The 17,164-nt window shown below is 43.0% G+C and carries 14 protein-coding genes; 13 read left to right on the forward strand and 1 reads right to left on the reverse strand.

Going from position 1 to position 17,164, the window contains the following annotated elements; all coding sequences use genetic code 11:
• The first annotated feature begins 3 nt into the window (after nucleotides 1-3).
• The 3 genes from G593_RS0100155 to G593_RS0100165 are packed head-to-tail and all read left to right on the forward strand — an operon-like array spanning nucleotide 4 to nucleotide 3,585.
• The gene (locus G593_RS0100155) at nucleotides 4-816 is read left to right on the forward strand and encodes an FAD binding domain-containing protein (protein WP_029730360.1); all 813 of its coding nucleotides are present in this window, start codon (nucleotides 4-6) and stop codon (nucleotides 814-816) included.
• Complete coding sequence (locus G593_RS0100160) at nucleotides 806-1,291, forward strand: (2Fe-2S)-binding protein (RefSeq protein ID WP_029730361.1); 486 nt, start codon at nucleotides 806-808, stop codon at nucleotides 1,289-1,291. The genes G593_RS0100155 and G593_RS0100160 overlap by 11 nt, the downstream gene beginning before the upstream one ends.
• Nucleotides 1,279-3,585, forward strand: coding sequence for a xanthine dehydrogenase family protein molybdopterin-binding subunit (locus tag G593_RS0100165; protein WP_029730362.1), 2,307 nt, complete (start codon nucleotides 1,279-1,281; stop codon nucleotides 3,583-3,585). The genes G593_RS0100160 and G593_RS0100165 overlap by 13 nt, the downstream gene beginning before the upstream one ends.
• A 77-nt stretch (nucleotides 3,586-3,662) precedes the next feature.
• Here G593_RS0100165 and aroC read toward each other — a convergent pair whose 3' ends face one another.
• Nucleotides 3,663-4,766 carry a chorismate synthase gene (gene aroC, locus G593_RS0100170; RefSeq protein ID WP_029730363.1) on the reverse strand — a complete coding sequence of 368 codons (1,104 nt, stop codon included), beginning with the start codon at nucleotides 4,764-4,766 and terminating at the stop codon, nucleotides 3,663-3,665.
• 167 nt (nucleotides 4,767-4,933) lie between these two features.
• Between aroC and G593_RS0100175 the strand changes: the two genes are divergently transcribed.
• The 10 genes from G593_RS0100175 (at nucleotide 4,934) to ilvB (ending at nucleotide 17,127) form a co-directional block, all read left to right on the forward strand.
• On the forward strand, nucleotides 4,934-6,475 hold the full coding sequence (locus G593_RS0100175; protein WP_029730364.1) for a L,D-transpeptidase family protein: 1,542 nt from the start codon (nucleotides 4,934-4,936) through the stop codon (nucleotides 6,473-6,475).
• A gap of 15 nt (nucleotides 6,476-6,490) precedes the next feature.
• Nucleotides 6,491-7,621, forward strand: coding sequence for a tRNA guanosine(34) transglycosylase Tgt (tgt, locus tag G593_RS0100180; RefSeq protein ID WP_029730365.1), 1,131 nt, complete (start codon nucleotides 6,491-6,493; stop codon nucleotides 7,619-7,621).
• A 185-nt stretch (nucleotides 7,622-7,806) separates the two neighbouring features.
• On the forward strand, nucleotides 7,807-8,112 hold the full coding sequence (gene yajC, locus G593_RS0100185; protein ID WP_005336758.1) for a preprotein translocase subunit YajC: 306 nt from the start codon (nucleotides 7,807-7,809) through the stop codon (nucleotides 8,110-8,112).
• 51 nt (nucleotides 8,113-8,163) lie between these two features.
• Nucleotides 8,164-9,084 (forward strand): alpha/beta hydrolase, encoded by a 921-nt coding sequence (locus G593_RS0100190; protein ID WP_029730366.1) that lies wholly within the window; start codon nucleotides 8,164-8,166, stop codon nucleotides 9,082-9,084.
• Between the two features lie 2 nt (nucleotides 9,085-9,086).
• Nucleotides 9,087-10,907: a DUF6320 domain-containing protein gene (locus G593_RS0100195; protein ID WP_029730367.1), complete on the forward strand. Its 1,821-nt coding sequence runs from the start codon at nucleotides 9,087-9,089 to the stop codon at nucleotides 10,905-10,907.
• 22 nt (nucleotides 10,908-10,929) lie between these two features.
• Nucleotides 10,930-11,703 (forward strand): uridine phosphorylase, encoded by a 774-nt coding sequence (gene udp, locus G593_RS0100200; protein WP_029730368.1) that lies wholly within the window; start codon nucleotides 10,930-10,932, stop codon nucleotides 11,701-11,703.
• 7 nt (nucleotides 11,704-11,710) lie between these two features.
• Nucleotides 11,711-12,409, forward strand: a complete 699-nt coding sequence (gene deoD, locus G593_RS0100205; protein ID WP_029730369.1) for a purine-nucleoside phosphorylase — start codon at nucleotides 11,711-11,713, stop codon at nucleotides 12,407-12,409.
• A gap of 147 nt (nucleotides 12,410-12,556) precedes the next feature.
• Nucleotides 12,557-13,639, forward strand: coding sequence for a 3-isopropylmalate dehydrogenase (gene leuB, locus G593_RS0100210; RefSeq protein ID WP_029730370.1), 1,083 nt, complete (start codon nucleotides 12,557-12,559; stop codon nucleotides 13,637-13,639).
• A 114-nt stretch (nucleotides 13,640-13,753) separates the two neighbouring features.
• A complete protein-coding gene (ilvD, locus tag G593_RS0100215) occupies nucleotides 13,754-15,427 on the forward strand; it encodes a dihydroxy-acid dehydratase (RefSeq protein ID WP_005336746.1) in 1,674 nt (557 codons plus the stop codon).
• A gap of 23 nt (nucleotides 15,428-15,450) precedes the next feature.
• Entirely contained in the window at nucleotides 15,451-17,127 is a 1,677-nt protein-coding gene (gene ilvB / locus G593_RS0100220) for a biosynthetic-type acetolactate synthase large subunit (RefSeq protein WP_029730371.1), read from the forward strand.
• Nucleotides 17,128-17,164: the final 37 nt, after the last annotated feature.

Raw genomic sequence — 17,164 nt, forward strand, 5'->3', positions numbered from 1 at the left:
ATTATGATTAAGATCAAGAATTATAAAAAGGTAAAAAACCTGGAAGAAGCCTGGGAGCTGAACCAGAAGCGCACGAACCGGATTATTGGAGGTATGCTCTGGGTAAAGATGAGTGATGCTAATGTGCAGACTGCAATCGACCTGTCCGGACTTGGGCTGGATCAGATCGAAGAGACAGAAGAGGAGTTCAGGATCGGCTGCATGGTCACTCTTCGTCAGATGGAATTGCATGAAGGATTGTCTCATTATACAGAAGGCGCAGTGAAAGACGCATTTCGACATATTGTAGGAGTACAGTTCCGTAATCTTGCAACAGTCGGAGGAAGTCTGTTCGGCAGATTTGGATTCTCAGATGTGTTGACACTTCTGCTTGCATTAGATTGTGATGTGGAGCTTTACAAAGGAGGAATCATGTCCATTCAGGAGTTTGCGAAACTTAAAAGAGACAATGACATTCTGGTTCACATTATAATAAAGAAGACGCCAGTTCATATTTGTTATCAGTCTGTGAGAAATACAGTGACAGATTTCCCGACACTTAACCTGACAGCAGCAATCTTTGCTGATAAGATGCGTATTAGTATCGGTGCCAGACCGGGAAAAGCTATGTTGTTCGAAGACGCGGCTGGATTGTTGAAGGGGCTGACAGATGGAAGTGTTACAGAAGAAGTGATGCACACATTTGCCAAAGAGATAAAAGAAAAGCTTCCGACTGGAAGTAATATGCGAGGAACTGCTGAGTATCGAAGCCATCTGGCAGAGGTTATGACCGTTCGCGCACTTCGTATACTGGGAGGTGACAGAAATGCAGATTAGTATCGTACTTAATGGAAAGAAAATTCAGGAAGAGATCGAACCGGACCTGCTTCTTATAGATTTTGTAAGAAAGCATGGATGTAAAAGTGTAAAACGTGGATGTGAGACTTCAGGTTGTGGACTTTGCACAGTATTTTTAGATGACAAGCCGGTACTATCCTGTTCTATTCTGGCAGCCAGAGTAGATGGACATAAAGTCACAACGCTTGAAGGGCTTAAGGAAGAAGCGGAAGAGTTTGGCGCATTCATTGCAGATCAGGGAGCAGAGCAGTGTGGTTTCTGTAATCCGGGCATGATTATGAATGCACTGGCATTATTCCGTGAAAATGAATTTCCGAATGAGGAAGAGATAAAAGAGTATCTGGCAGGGAATCTGTGCCGTTGTTCCGGGTATGAGGGACAGCTTCGTGGAATCCAGAATTTCCTTGTCTGGAAGAAAGAAAAAAGAGGGGAGAAAGTATCATGCAAATTGTAAATCAGCCAGTCAGAAAAAAAGATGCCATGCAGCTTGTGACCGGTCAGCCAGTATATATGGATGATATGATCCCGGAAGATTGTCTGATCGTGAAACTGCTCAGATCCCCTCATGCAAATGCGGTGGTGCAGGAGATTCAGACAGATAAGGCAATGAAAGTTCCTGGAATTGAGGCCATCTATACATGGAAGGATATCGACCAGAACGGACGAAGATTTACATGTGCAGGACAGACTTATCCAGAACCCAGTCCATATGACCGTCTGATTCTGGATCGTCATGTCAGATTTGTAGGAGATCCGGTTGCGATTGTGGCAGGAGAGACAGAAAAAGCGGTGGACAGAGCCATTTCCATGATCAAGATACAGTACGAGGTGTTGGAACCGATTCTTGATTATCATAAAGCTTTGGATAATCCAATTCTGGTGCACCCGGAAGATAACTGGGAGGCACTTTGTCCGGTAGGAGCAGATAATAAAAGAAATCTGTGCGCACATGAGGCGAGTGAACATGGAGATATTGATCAAGTACTGTCAGACTGTGACATTATCATCGACCAGGTATATCATACAAAAGCGTGCCAGCAGACGATGATGGAAACAATGCGTACATATTGTTCCATTGATACATATGGACGTCTGAATGTATTTAGCTCTACCCAGATTGTGTTTCACTGCAGAAGGATCATTGCAAATGCACTTCATGTTCCAAAATCACAGGTACGTGTCAGCAAGCCGCGTATCGGAGGAGGTTTTGGAACAAAACAGACAGCGGTCTGTGAGGTCTATCCGGCATATGTGACCTGGATGACAAAGAAGCCGAGTAAGATTATTTTCACCCGTGAGGAATGTATGACAGCTTCTTCTCCGCGACATGAGATGGAAATGCATGTGAAACTTGGAGCTATGAAAGATGGAACTATCCGTGGAATTGATCTGTACACCATTTCTAACACAGGTGCCTATGGGGAACATGGGCCGACAACAGTCGGACTGTCCGGGCATAAATCTATTCCGCTTTACGGAAAAGCAGAGGCATTCCGCTTTGTTTACGACGTGGTTTATACGAATGTTATGTCTTCTGGAGCTTATCGTGGATATGGTGCAACACAGGGACTTTTTGCCATTGAGACAGCAGTTAATGAACTGGCAGAAAAACTCCATATGGATCCGATGAAACTTCGTGAGATGAACATAGTAAAAGAAGGACAGGTCATGCCTGCATTTTACGGTGAGACAAATACAAGCTGTGCCTTAGACCGTTGTATTGCAAAGGTGAAAGAGATGAGCCACTGGGATGAGAATTATCCGGTCCGCGAACTAGGACATGGAAAAGTCCGTGCTCTTGGTATGGGACTTGCCATGCAGGGATCTTGTATCAGTGGATTAGATGTAGGCAGTGCAGCGCTAAAACTGAATGATGAAGGTTTCTACATTATGCGAATTGCAGCAGCAGACATGGGAACAGGTTGTGATACGATTCTTGCACAGATTGCAGCAGAAGTATTGGAGTGTCCGCTTGATAAAGTAATTGTATTTGGAGCAGATACGGATGCATCACCATATGATTCAGGATCTTATGCATCCAGTACGACTTATGTAACCGGAAAGGCAACTGAGCTGTGTGCGAGAAAGCTTAGAGATAAGATTCGTCTTGTCGGAGCTAAGATGCTTGGATGTGACGAGAAAGAAGTAGAATTTGACGGTGATAAAGTCATCTATAGAGGCGGAAAGACTCTGGAAAAAACAGAAGTTTCCCTGTTTGATATTGCAACAGCGTCTATGGCGGGCAACAGTATTGCTCTGGAAGAGACTGTGACCATGAGCCAGCCAACTTCACCACCGCCATTTATGGCAGGCGTGGCAGATGTGGAAGTGGATCTTCTGACCGGACAGGCAAAAGTGATAGATTATTATACTGCTGTTGACTGTGGGACTCCGGTGAACCCAAACCTGGCAAGAGTTCAGGCTGAGGGCGGAATCCTTCAGGGAATCGGAATGGCACTGACGGAGAATATCACTTATGATGCAAAGGGAAGACTTTATGAAAATTCTCTCATGCAATATAAGATTCCGACAAGAGAAGATATCGGTCATATTCATGTAGAGTTTGAGAGCAGCTATGAAAAGTCTGGTCCATTTGGCGCAAAATCTATCGGTGAGGTCGTGATCAATACACCACTTTCGGCAATTGCTCATGCAATTTATAATGCAACCGGACACCGATTCAGGGAACTCCCAATCATGCCGGAACAGATTGCTATGTGTGAAGAAAATCCGATGTGGAAAAAGTAGGGTTATAGTACAGATAAATGAGTTGAAAAGAGAAGTCGTAAGGGTAAAAGCTTAGGACTTCTCTTTTTTTGACGTTATTATTCTTTACAGTAAAATGCTTCTAAGGCATCCATCTTTGCGGACATATTTATCATCATCTGGTCTAAAATTGTGATTGCGGCCATAGATTCTACAACAACAACAGCCCTTGGTACAACAACCGGATCGTGACGTCCGGTAATGGCAATCGTCGCATCTTCGAAAGCCGTATTGATGGTCTGCTGTTCCTTACTGATGGAAGGAGTCGGTTTAAATGCAGCCCGCAAAATCAGCTCAGAACCATCACTCATACCTCCGAGGATTCCGCCGGCGTGGTTCGTCTTTTTTATAACGGCACCGTTCTGACATGTAAATGCATCATTGTTGCTGCTGCCGTGGCTTTTTGAAGCTTCAAATCCGTCACCGATTTCCACACCTTTGACAGCGCCAATGGAAACGACAGCTTTTGCGAGAGAAGCGTCAAGTTTATCAAAGACTGTCTCACCGATTCCGGCCGGCATGCCTTTTACGCGGCATTCAACAATTCCACCGGAAGAATCCTGATTTTTCATGCAGGATTCCAGATAATCGGAAGCTTTTTTTGCATAAGCATTATTTGGCATATATAACATATTTTCGGCAATATCTTCATAACGATATTCCGTTTCAGGAATACAGATATCTCCAATAGAACGGGTAAAGGCAATCAGGTCGATTCCTAATTGTTCCAGGATTTTTTTTGCAATTGCACCGGCTGCGACCCGGCCAATTGTTTCACGGGCAGAAGAACGTCCGCCACCGCGGTAATCGCGGATGCCATATTTTGCATCAAATGTATAATCAGCATGTCCGGGACGGTAACAGTCTTTAATTTTACCGTAATCTCTGGAACGCTGGTCCTGATTGTAGACAATGACAGAGATTGGTGTGCCGGTTGTCTTACCCTCGAAAACACCGGAGAGAATCTGGGCAGTGTCGCTTTCATTTCTCTTCGTTGTAAATTTACTCTGGCCAGGTTTTCTTCGGTCGAGCTGTTTTTGTATATCTTCTTCACTTAAGGAAAGTCCTGAAGGACACCCGTCGATCACAACACCGATTGCAGGTCCGTGAGATTCTCCCCATGTGGTGATACGGAACAATGTTCCATAAGTTGATCCAGCCATAATGTCAATTTCTCCTTTGATGTCATAGGTTTTGTTATAGATTCCTTTTTATTATAAAACAATCTTAATAAATTCTTCAAGAATTTTTCGTGAATTAGCTCTGTACTTTTAGAAGAGTGCATATTATAATGATAGCGTGTGAACTAGAAAAGGGGAGTTTGACGAACATGTTTGGAAAAAAGAAGAAAAACGAGTACGAAGAAGAAGTAGTAGAAGAAGGCAGAGACGAGTTTGACGTAGATTATAATGACGATGAAGATTTCGAGACAGACTTTGTATCTCTGGACGAAGATGAAGATGAGAAACCAAAGAGAGGCGGCATTGGCAAGAAGGTAGGTATCACGTTTGGTGTGATCTTAGCAGTTCTGGTAGTTGCTTATATTGGCATGGCGGTTTACTTTGACAGTCATTTTATGTTCAACACAACGATCAATGGTAATAATTTTGCATTGAAGAGTGTTGCACAGGTGGAAAAATATATGGAACAACAGGTTGCGGATTATACTTTGACACTTCAGGAATCTGACGGCGACAGTGAACAGATTACAGGAAGCGAGATTTCTTTGGAATATGTGCCGGGAGATGAAGTTAAAGAGCTGGCAAAGAAGCAGAACAAGTTTCTTTGGATTACATCTCTGTGGGAGAAGCCGGTGATTGAGGCAAAGATTGGAGTGAAGTATGATGAGAATGCACTTGCAAGGCGTATTGAGAGTTTGAATTGCCTGAAAGAAGAGAATCAGGTGGCTTCTGTAGATGCGCATCCGGAATTCCAGAATACAGAGTTTGTGGTCGTGCCAGAGGTCATTGGTACGCAGATTGATACAGAGACATTTAATAAAGATATCAGAGAGTCGATAGAAGGATTCCAGGATACTTTGAATCTGACAGATACGAACTGCTATATCAAACCGAGATTTTTATCAGATTCCCAGGAAGTAGTGGCAGCAAAGGATACCATGAACAGCTATCTTGGAGCGAATATTACATATGACTTTAATCCGAATACAGAAGTGGTAGATGCATCTGTCATTTCACAGTGGGTGATTGTGGATGCAGATATGAACGTTACATTTAATCAGGAAGCAGTAAAAGAGTATATTGCTGCTCTTGCAACAAAATATAATACGAAAGGAAAACCGCGTCAGTTTACAACTGCAACAGGCAATACTGTCACGGTTGAAGGTGGCGGTTATGGCTGGAAAATCGATCAGGATGCAGAGTATGATGCATTGATCGCCAATATCCAGAATGCTGAGACTGTAACAAGAGAGCCGGAATATTCCAGTCGTGCAGTCAACCATACTGCAATGGATATGGGAAATACATATGCAGAAGTCGATCTTACCACGCAGCATATGTGGTTTATTAAAGACGGACAGATTGCGCTGGAGACAGATATTGTAACAGGTAATCCGAACAAGGGAAATGCGACACCGCAGGGAACCTATTCTTTGACATACAAGTCAAGAAATAAGACACTTCGCGGAACAAAGAAACCAGATGGAACTTACGAGTACGAGACACCGGTTGCTTACTGGATGCCATTTAATGGAGGTATCGGATTCCACGATGCAACATGGCAGTCTTCATTTGGAGGCAACAGATATTTAAGTCATGGTTCACATGGCTGTATTAATATGCCGAAAGATAAAGCGGCGGCACTTTATGACCTGATTCCGGATGGATGCCCGGTAGTATGTCATTATTAAAGAGAGGGAAAGATCATGTATGAATTATTAAAGACAGATGGTCTTGCCAAAAGAGGAAGATTACATACAGTACATGGGGTCATTGAGACCCCTGTATTTATGAATGTAGGAACTATTGCGGCAATCAAGGGCGCGGTGTCAACAACAGATCTGCAGGAGATTGGGACACAGGTTGAATTATCCAACACATATCATCTTCATGTAAGGCCGGGAGATGAAGTCGTAAAGAAACTTGGCGGTCTTCATAAGTTTATGGTGTGGGACAAGCCGATTCTTACTGATTCCGGTGGATTTCAGGTGTTTTCGCTGGCAGGGCTCAGAAGAATAAAAGAAGAGGGAGTATACTTTAACTCTCATATCGATGGAAGAAAGATTTTTATGGGACCGGAGCAGAGCATGCAGATCCAGTCCAATCTGGCCTCCACCATTGCGATGGCATTTGACGAGTGTCCGTCCAGCGTTGCAGACCGGGATTATATGGAAAATTCTGTGAACCGTACGACCAGATGGCTTAAGAGATGTAAAGCAGAGATGGACAGACTGAACAGTCTGCCGGATACAATTAACAAGCATCAGATGTTATTCGGCATCAATCAGGGCGGCGTGTATGAGGATATCCGTGTGCGCCATGCACAGGAGATTTCAAAACTGGATCTGGATGGCTATGCAGTTGGCGGACTTGCAGTTGGAGAGAGCCATGAGGAGATGTACCGGATTCTGGATGCAGTTGTGCCGCATCTGCCACAAAATAAACCGACATATCTGATGGGAGTCGGAACACCGGCGAATATTCTGGAAGCTGTAGAACGCGGTGTTGACTTCTTTGACTGTGTATATCCAAGCAGAAACGGACGCCATGGTCATGTGTATACGAATCATGGAAAGATGAATCTGTTCAATGCCAAGTATGAGTTAGATACAAGACCAATTGAGGAAGGTTGTAACTGCCCGGTATGCAGAACGTATTCCAGAGCTTATGTGAGACACCTTCTGAAAGCAAAGGAGATGCTCGGTATGAGATTTTGTGTACTTCATAATCTATATTTCTATAATAAGATGATGGAAGAGATCCGTGAGGCAATTGAGGCAGGAAGATACAAAGAATATAAAGAAGAGAAGCTTCGCAGAATGGCAGAGGGCGAGTAGATTGCAGACAGATCAGAAAAATCGCAGCTGATATTTGGTGCAGGAACGGGCAGGATTTTCAGGTGATGATCGTGAAAAGAGAAAATATTTATAAAATCACGTAGAAATGATGAAAATATCTTGATGAAAATGTCAAATTCCTGTATAGTAGAAACAGTGTTTAATGAAATTTAGGAGGAAATATTATGTACGCATTGGCAGCACAGAGTGCAGGAACAAACTGGGTAGTACTGATTTTAGTATATGTAGTAATATTCGGTGGATTTTATATGTTATTCATGCGCCCACAGAAAAAAGAGCAGAAGAGAGTCCAGGAGATGATCGCAGAGATGGAAGTCGGTGATACCGTACTTACAACAAGCGGTTTCTACGGAGTAATCATCGACATTACAGATGATGATCTTATCGTAGAGTTTGGTAATAATAAGAACTGTAGAATCCCGATGCAGAAAGCAGCAATCGCACAGGTTGAGAAAGCATCTGCTGAATAGGAAGATGAGGAGAGAAGAAGAATCCCGGGACCGGGGTTCTTCTTTTTCTATATGGCAATCAATCATTCTATGAAGAAGATTTTAAAGGCACTGTCGTTTGACGGGATTGAGGTGGAGGCAGCCAGACATCTTGCCAGCCTCAAAGCGATAGACCCAATGAAAATCTTTCACAAAACAATCGATTACAAGATATATAACGGAGATTATGAAGTGCCGGTGCGTATTTATCTGCCGAGAGAAAAGGTGACGGAAGATCTTCCGGTCTTTTTGTTCTTCCACGGTGGCGGCTGGGTAACGGATTGTATTGATAATTATGAAAGAATCTGTGCAAGACTGGCATCCGCGACAGAACATATTGTGGTGTCGGTAGAATACAGACTGGCGCCGGAACACCCATTTCCAACAGGTTTTATGGACTGTTATGCAGTGGCCAAAGCCATTTATACAAATCGGTTTATTTTAAATGTGAATCCTCAACGCATTACATTGATCGGTGACAGTGCCGGCGGAAATCTTGTGGCAGCAGTTTCACTGAAAGCAAGAGATGATGGGATTTTTAAGCCTCAAAGACAGATTTTGATCTATCCGGCAGTGAATCATGACTACAGTGAAACATCCAGGTTCCAGTCAGTAAAAGACTGTGGAAGTGATTATCTTCTGACAGCGGGAAAGATGCGTGATTATATTGATTTTTATGCGGCCAGAGAAGAGGATAAGAAGAATAAATATTTTGCACCACTGATGGAGACGGATTACAGAAATCAACCGGATACATTAATTCTGACAGCAGAGTTCGATCCACTTCGAGATGAAGGGGAAGAATATGGAAAACGGCTAAAGGGAGCCGGTAATTACGTGGAGGTTCATCGAATCAAAGATGCGCTTCACGGATATTTTGCGCTTGGGATCCGGTATTTCCATGTGCAGGAAAGTTTTGAACTGATCAATCAGTTCTTAAGTAGGAGGGAATAAAAGTGTTCCAGCAAAGAAGAGCGTATTGGCGGAATCTGGACAATGCGGCAAAAATGTTTTCTGCTGCCAGCAGCCCGAAGGATACAAGGGTATTTCGCTTTTACTGCGTATTAAAAGAAAAGATTGACGGAAGTGTTCTTAAGATGGCATTGGATCAGACAATCCAGAAGTATCCGGTCTTTCTGTCAGTCATGCGAAAAGGACTTTTCTGGCATTATCTTGAGAAAAGTGATCTGTGGCCGGTCGTAAGGGAAGAGTACAAGGAACCGTGCAGCCATCTTTATATAAGAGATAAAAAAGAATTATTATTTGAAGTCACCTATTATAAGAACCGGATTAATTTTGAAGTGTTTCATGCACTGACAGATGGGACGGGAGCAACTGAATTTTTGCGTGAGCTTGTGAAGAACTATCTTTATCGGATGCATGAAAAGGATGGTCTGGAAAATGTGATCCTTACGGAGCAAGATCTGACAGTAAAAGATCAGGAGGAGGATGGTTTTGGCCGTTACTACAATCCAGATGAGCGTGGCACGAGAAAGAAAAAGAATCATGCTTATCAGATTCGCCGGGAGAGTAAGGAATATGAAGAACTTCAGATTGGCGAGACGACTGCCTCAGTAAAAGAACTTCTGGAAGTATCAAGAAAACATGGCGTATCCATGTCTGTATTTTTGACGGCAGCGATGATTTGTGCGATTCATGAAGAACAAAGTAAGATTCAGGAAAAGAAGCCTGTAATTTTAATGGTTCCAGTGAATTTGAGAAAAATTTTTCCATCTGATTCTATGCTGAATTTTTTTAGTTATATTGAACCGGGATATCGTTTCGGGGAAGGCAAAGATTCTTTTGATGATGTGCTGGAAGCAACAAAGCAGTATTTTGAAGAAAATCTGTCAAAAGAAAAAATTGCGGAACGTATGAACAATCTGATTGCCTATGAGAAACATAAAATTTTAAAATGGGCGCCACTGGAACTGAAGAACCGTTGTATCAAGATGGGAGCGAAGCTTGCAGAGCGGGAAGTGACAGCAGTATTGTCCAATATGAGTGTGGTGAAGATGCCGCCGGAATATGCAAAATATATTGAACGTTTCGGAGTTTACACAAGCACCATGCGTACAGAGCTTTGTGTATGCTCTTTTGGAGATACATTGTCATTTGCGTTTACTTCCAGATATGACAGCACGAATATTCAACGTAATTTTTATCGCATATTGAAGGAACAGGGAATCTTCGTAAAAAAAGTGGAAGCAGATTACCCGAAAGAGGTTAAACCCAATTATGAAGGAAAGAAAGTATTTCAGATTTTTAATTTCTGCTGTATTGCAGCAGTTGTTCTGTGTATCATGTTAAATCTGATCTTGACACCAGATTTACACTGGTGGATATTTGCGGTAGCAGGAGGATTTAGTATGTGGCTTGCATTTGCAACCGGATACCTGAAGCGTTATAATTTACTTAAGAATGCGATGTGGCAGCTGCTTATTGTGAGCATAGGAAGTATTTTGTGGGATATTTTCACAGGGTGGCACAGGTGGTCGGTAGATCTGGTATTGCCGCTAGTCTGCCTGATCGTGGAGATATTGATGGAGTTGATTGCAAGGATCCAGTCACATCCGCCAAAAGAATATATGATTTATTATGTAATGGCATCGGTCTACAGCATGGTACTGCCTCTGATTCTGATGGCGGCAGGTGTGATCTTGTACCGTGCATTTGCAGTTATCTGTGTGGGCTTAAGCTTTTTATTCTTTATAAGACTACTTCTATTTAGAAAAAAAGAATTTAAAGAAGAAATGTATAAAAAGTTTCATGTGTAATGATGCGAAGGAGGTATGTCATATGATTAATTATTCAGAAGACAAAGACAGACAGTATCACGTACAACTGGAAGAAGGGGATGTTGGGAGATATGTGATCCTGACCGGAGATCCAAAGCGCTGTCAGAAGATTGCAGAACATTTTGAAGATGCTCTGCCTGTAGCAGACAGTCGTGAATTTACAACTTATACCGGCTATCTGGAAGGGGAGAAAGTCAGTGTAACGTCGACCGGGATTGGAGGACCGTCTGCGGCAATCGCACTGGAAGAACTGGCAAATGTAGGATCCGATACATTTATCCGGGTGGGAACAAGTGGAGGTATGCAGTTAGAGGTAAAAAGTGGTGATCTTGTCATTGCTACAGGAGCAGTCCGCATGGAAGGAACAAGCAAAGAATATGCGCCAGTTGAGTTTCCGGCAGTATCGGATTTTCATATCACGAATGCGCTTGTAGAGGCAGCAGAAAATCTGAAAATTCCTTATCATGTGGGTGTGGTGGAATGTAAAGATTCTTTTTATGGGCAGCATGCACCACAGACGAAGCCTGTTGGATATGAACTGTTAAATAAATGGAATGCATGGGTTCAGTGTGGCTGCCTGGCCTCAGAGATGGAATCAGCAGCACTATTCGTTGTGGCAAGTTACAGGAAAGTACGGATGGGAACGGTTCTTCTTACAATGGCGAACCAGGAGCGGGCAAAGAAAGGACTGGATAATCCAGTCGTGCATGATACAGAGGCACCGATTCGTACAGCAGTAGAAGCACTTCGTATACTGATCAGAAAAGAGAGGTGATAATGCTATGGGAACACCACACAATGAAGCAGAAAAAGGAGAGGTTGCAAAACGAGTTCTGATGCCGGGAGATCCGCTTCGTGCAAAATATATTGCGGAACATTTTTTGAAAGATGCAGTATGTTTTAATACTGTGAGAAATATGCTCGGATACACGGGAACTTATAAAGGAGAGAAGATTTCTGTTATGGGAGGCGGTATGGGAGTTCCGTCGGTCGGAATCTATACTTATGAACTGTACCATGAATATGAAGTGGAAGAAATTATCCGCATCGGCTCGGCAGGAGCCCTTCAGGATGATGTGGATCTTCGGGATGTGGTCATTGCTGTAGGTGCCTGTACAGATTCGAATTATGCCGCACAGTATAATCTTCCGGGAACATTTGCACCGATTGCGGATTATGAATTACTGGAAAGTGCCGTAAACACGGTAAGAGAGAAAGGTCTGACAGTCCGTGCCGGAAATGTACTTACTTCCGATGTATTTTATAATGATGATCCGACAGTCAATGACCGTTGGCGCAAGATGGGAGTACTTGCAGTGGAAATGGAAGCAGCAGCACTTTATATGAATGCAGCAAGAGCAGGGAAAAAGGCACTCTGCATGCTTACAATTTCCGATCATTTATACAAAGATGAAAAATTATCTGCCAGGGAGCGACAACTGGGATTTGATAATATGATACAAATTGCATTAGATATGTGATTTTGATGGAGTATTTGCTTATTTTCTAGGTGCCGGAGCAGTTTTTTTGATAGGTTTAGCGTATTAAAGTATTGAAATCTGTTAAAAAATAGGCTAATATAAAAAACATAGATTTTTTGCAGCACTAGTTTAGGAAGGAAGATACATATGAATTTAAAAATTGGCGTGATCAAAGGGGACGGAATTGGCCCGGAAATCGTAACAGAGGCGATGAAAGTATTAGATAAAGCAGCCAAGCGTTACAGTCATAATATAGAGTACAGACAGTTACTGATGGGTGGAGCTTCCATCGATGTGCATGGTGTTCCTCTTACCGATGAGACAGTAGCAGAGGCAAAATCCTGCGATGCAGTTCTGATGGGATCTATCGGTGGAAACACAAGTACATCACCATGGTACAAATTAGAGCCATCTAAAAGACCGGAGGCAGGACTTCTCCGTATCCGTAAAGAGTTGAATCTTTTTGCAAACTTAAGACCAGCAATTCTTTACGATGAATTGAAAGGAGCATGTCCGTTAAAAGAAGAGATCACAGAAGGCGGATTTGATCTGATGATCATGAGAGAGCTTACCGGTGGACTTTACTTTGGAGAGAGAAAGACAGAAGAAGTCGACGGAGTGATGACTGCATTTGACAGTCTTACATATAACGAGAATGAAATCCGCAGAATTGCAAAGAGAGCATTTGACATTGCAATGAAGCGCAGAAAGAAAGTTACAAGTGTAGATAAAGCAAATGTTCTGGATTCTTCCAGACTCTGGAGAAAAGTAGTGGAAGAAGTTGCAAAGGATTACCCGGAAGTAACTTTGGAGCACATGCTTGTAGATAACAGTGCAATGCAGTTGGTAAAAGACCCGAAACAGTTCGATGTTATCCTGACAGAGAACATGTTCGGAGATATTCTTTCTGACGAGGCAAGTATGATCACAGGATCCATCGGAATGCTTGCAAGCGCAAGCCTGAACGAGACAAAATTTGGCCTTTATGAGCCAAGCGGCGGATCTGCACCGGATATTGCAGGACAGGGAATCGCAAACCCAATTGCAACAATTCTTTCTGCAGCAATGATGTTAAGATTTAGTTTTGACCTTGACAGAGAAGCAGACGCAATTGAGGCATCTGTGGCAAAAGTATTAAAAGACGGATATCGTACCATTGATATCATGTCTGAAGGAAAGACTCAGATCGGAACAGCCCGGATGGGTGATGAAATCGCAGCAAATATATAGAATACCAGTGTGGTGTATACTACACGATATTCGAATATTGCGTGGGATTGTAAGAGCGTGAAATGCGGAACAATCCGTGTGGTATGAAAGAATAATACAAAAAGGAGAACAAACATGAGAAGTGATACAGTAACAAAAGGAAAACAGCAGGCACCACATCGTTCCCTTTTTCATGCACTGGGAATGACACAGGAAGAGATGGACAGACCATTAGTTGGTATCGTAAGTTCTTATAATGAAATCGTTCCAGGACATATGAATTTGGATAAGATCGTAAATGCAGTAAAACAGGGTGTTGCAATGGCTGGCGGAACACCAGTTGTATTTCCGGCAATCGCAGTCTGTGATGGAATTGCAATGGGACATATTGGAATGAAGTATTCTCTTGTAACAAGAGATCTGATCGCAGACTCTACAGAGGCTATGGCAATGGCGCATCAGTTCGATGCACTTGTTATGGTTCCGAACTGCGATAAGAACGTACCGGGACTTCTGATGGCAGCAGCCAGAATTAATATTCCGACAATCTTTGTCAGTGGAGGACCGATGCTCGCAGGGCATGTAAAAGGCCAGAAGAGAAGTCTTTCCAGCATGTTCGAGGCTGTTGGAGCGAATGCAGCAGGAACGCTTTCTGATGAAGATCTGTGTGAATTTGAGAACAAAGTATGTCCAACATGCGGATCTTGTTCTGGTATGTATACAGCCAACAGTATGAACTGTCTGACTGAAGTGCTTGGAATGGGACTTCGTGGAAACGGAACAATCCCGGCTGTATATTCTGAGAGAATCCGTCTTGCAAAACATGCAGGTATGAAGGTTATGGAATTATTGGAGAAAAATATCCGTCCAAGAGATATTATGACAGAGGATGCAATCCTGAATGCATTGACGGTTGATATGGCACTTGGATGTTCTACAAACAGTATGCTTCACCTTCCGGCAATCGCACATGAGATTGGTATGGATTTTGAGATTGATTTCGCAAATGGAATCAGTGAAAAGACTCCAAACCTTTGCCACCTTGCGCCGGCAGGTCCGACTTATATGGAGGATCTCAATGAGGCAGGTGGTGTCTATGCGGTTATGGCTGAACTGAACAAAAAAGGATTGCTTCATACAGACTGCATGACAGTTACAGGTAAGACAGTAGGCGAGAACATTGAAGGAGTGCAGAACAAAGATCCAGAGGTTATCCGTCCAATCGACAATCCGTACAGCCAGACAGGCGGACTTGCAGTATTAAAAGGAAATCTTGCACCGGACGGAAGTGTTGTAAAGCGTTCTGCAGTAGTAGATGAAATGCTTGTACATGAAGGACCGGCAAGAGTCTTCGAATGTGAGGAAGATGCAATCACAGCAATCAAAGGCGGCAAGATCAACCACGGTGATGTTGTTGTTATCCGTTATGAAGGACCAAAGGGTGGTCCTGGTATGAGAGAGATGTTGAACCCGACTTCTGCAATCGCAGGAATGGGACTTGGCTCCAGCGTTGCTCTGATCACAGACGGACGTTTCAGTGGAGCTTCCAGAGGAGCATCTATTGGACATGTTTCACCAGAGGCTGCAGTTGGCGGACCAATCGCACTTGTAGAAGAAGGAGACATCATCAAGATCGATATCCCGAACATGAAGCTTGAGTTAGATGTATCTGATGAAGAACTGGCTAAGAGAAAAGAAAAATGGCAGCCAAGAGAGCCGAAGGTTACAACCGGATACCTTGCAAGATATGCAGCTATGGTTACATCCGGAAACCGGGGAGCGATCCTGGAAGTACCGAAAGCTAAATAATGATAGAACAGGAGTTAGAAAGTATGCAGTTGACAGGATCAGAAATCGTAATCGAATGTTTGAAAGAGCAAGGCGTGGATACTGTATTTGGGTATCCTGGCGGAGCAATTTTAAATGTGTACGATGAATTATATAAACATCAGAATGAAATCAAGCATATCCTGACTTCCCACGAACAGGGAGCAGCGCATGCAGCAGACGGATATGCGAGAGCAACAGGTAAAGTTGGCGTGTGTCTTGCAACGAGTGGACCGGGAGCTACGAACCTTGTAACAGGGATTGCTACGGCATATATGGATTCCATTCCGATTGTTGCAATCACATGTAATGTAGGAGTTTCTCTCCTTGGAAAAGACAGTTTCCAGGAGATTGATATTACAGGAATTACGTTACCAATTACAAAGCATAACTTTATTGTAAAGGATGTAAATAATCTGGCAGCGACGATCCGTAAGGCATTTGCCATTGCGAAAAAAGGTCGTCCGGGTCCGGTTCTGATTGATATTCCGAAAGACGTCACTGCAAATAAGGCAGAGTATGTAAAAGAAAAGCCTGTAACTGTAGAGCCATCACAGAATATCTGTGAAACACAGCTTGACACAGCAGTAGAGATGATAAAGGAGGCAAAGAAGCCTTATATCTTCGTTGGTGGAGGAGCAATTTTATCCGGAGCCAGCGAAGAACTTTATACATTTGCAAAAAAAGTGGATGCACCGGTAACGGATTCTCTTATGGGAAAGGGAGCATTTCCTGGAACAGACCCGTTATATACAGGAATGCTTGGAATGCATGGAACAAAAACTTCCAATTACGGTGTCAGTGAGTGTGATCTTCTGATTGTGATCGGAGCAAGATTCAGTGACCGTGTAACCGGAAATGCACAGAAATTTGCACAGAATGCAAAGATTATCCAGATTGATGTGGATGTTGCCGAGATGAACAAAAATGTGATGATTTCTGCAGGTGTTGTAGGAGACATAAAAGTCGTTCTTGACAGATTGAATGAGCGCCTGGAACAGCAGGATCATGCAGAATGGGTGACTAAAATTCAGGAATACAAAGAAAAATATCCACTAGTTTATCATAAAGATGTATTGAGTGGCCCGTTCGTAGTAGAAGAGATTTATCGCCAGACAAAGGGCGAGGCTATTATTTCTACAGAGGTCGGACAGCATCAGATGTGGGCAGCACAGTTTTATAAATATACAAAACCAAGAACATTCCTGACATCAGGAGGACTTGGAACCATGGGATATGGCCTTGGCGCAGCTCTTGGAGCGAAGAGTGGAAGAGAAGACAAAGTGGTTGTCAATATTGCAGGAGACGGCTGTTTTAGAATGAATATGAATGAGATCGCAACTGCAGTCCGCCACAATATTCCAGTGATTCAGGTAGTCATCAACAACCATGTTCTTGGTATGGTACGACAGTGGCAGAATCTGTTTTACGGACAGAGATACTCTGCGACAGTACTGAATGATGCAGTAGATTTTGTAAAACTTGCAGAAGCAATGGGTGCAGAAGGCATCCGCGCAACAACACAGGAAGAATTTAAATCAGCTTTTGAAAAGGCAATGAATCTTGGAAGACCAGTTGTCATCGATTGTCAGATTGACAGTGATGATAAGGTATGGCCAATGGTTGCGCCTGGAGCGGCAATCAGTGAAGCGTTTGATGAAGCAGATTTGAAGAATAAATAATAAACAAATTAACAGCTCAAAAAGAGCAAGGGAAATG

This window comes from Dorea sp. AGR2135, from assembly GCF_000420885.1.
Lineage (GTDB): Bacteria > Bacillota > Clostridia > Lachnospirales > Lachnospiraceae > Dorea > Dorea formicigenerans.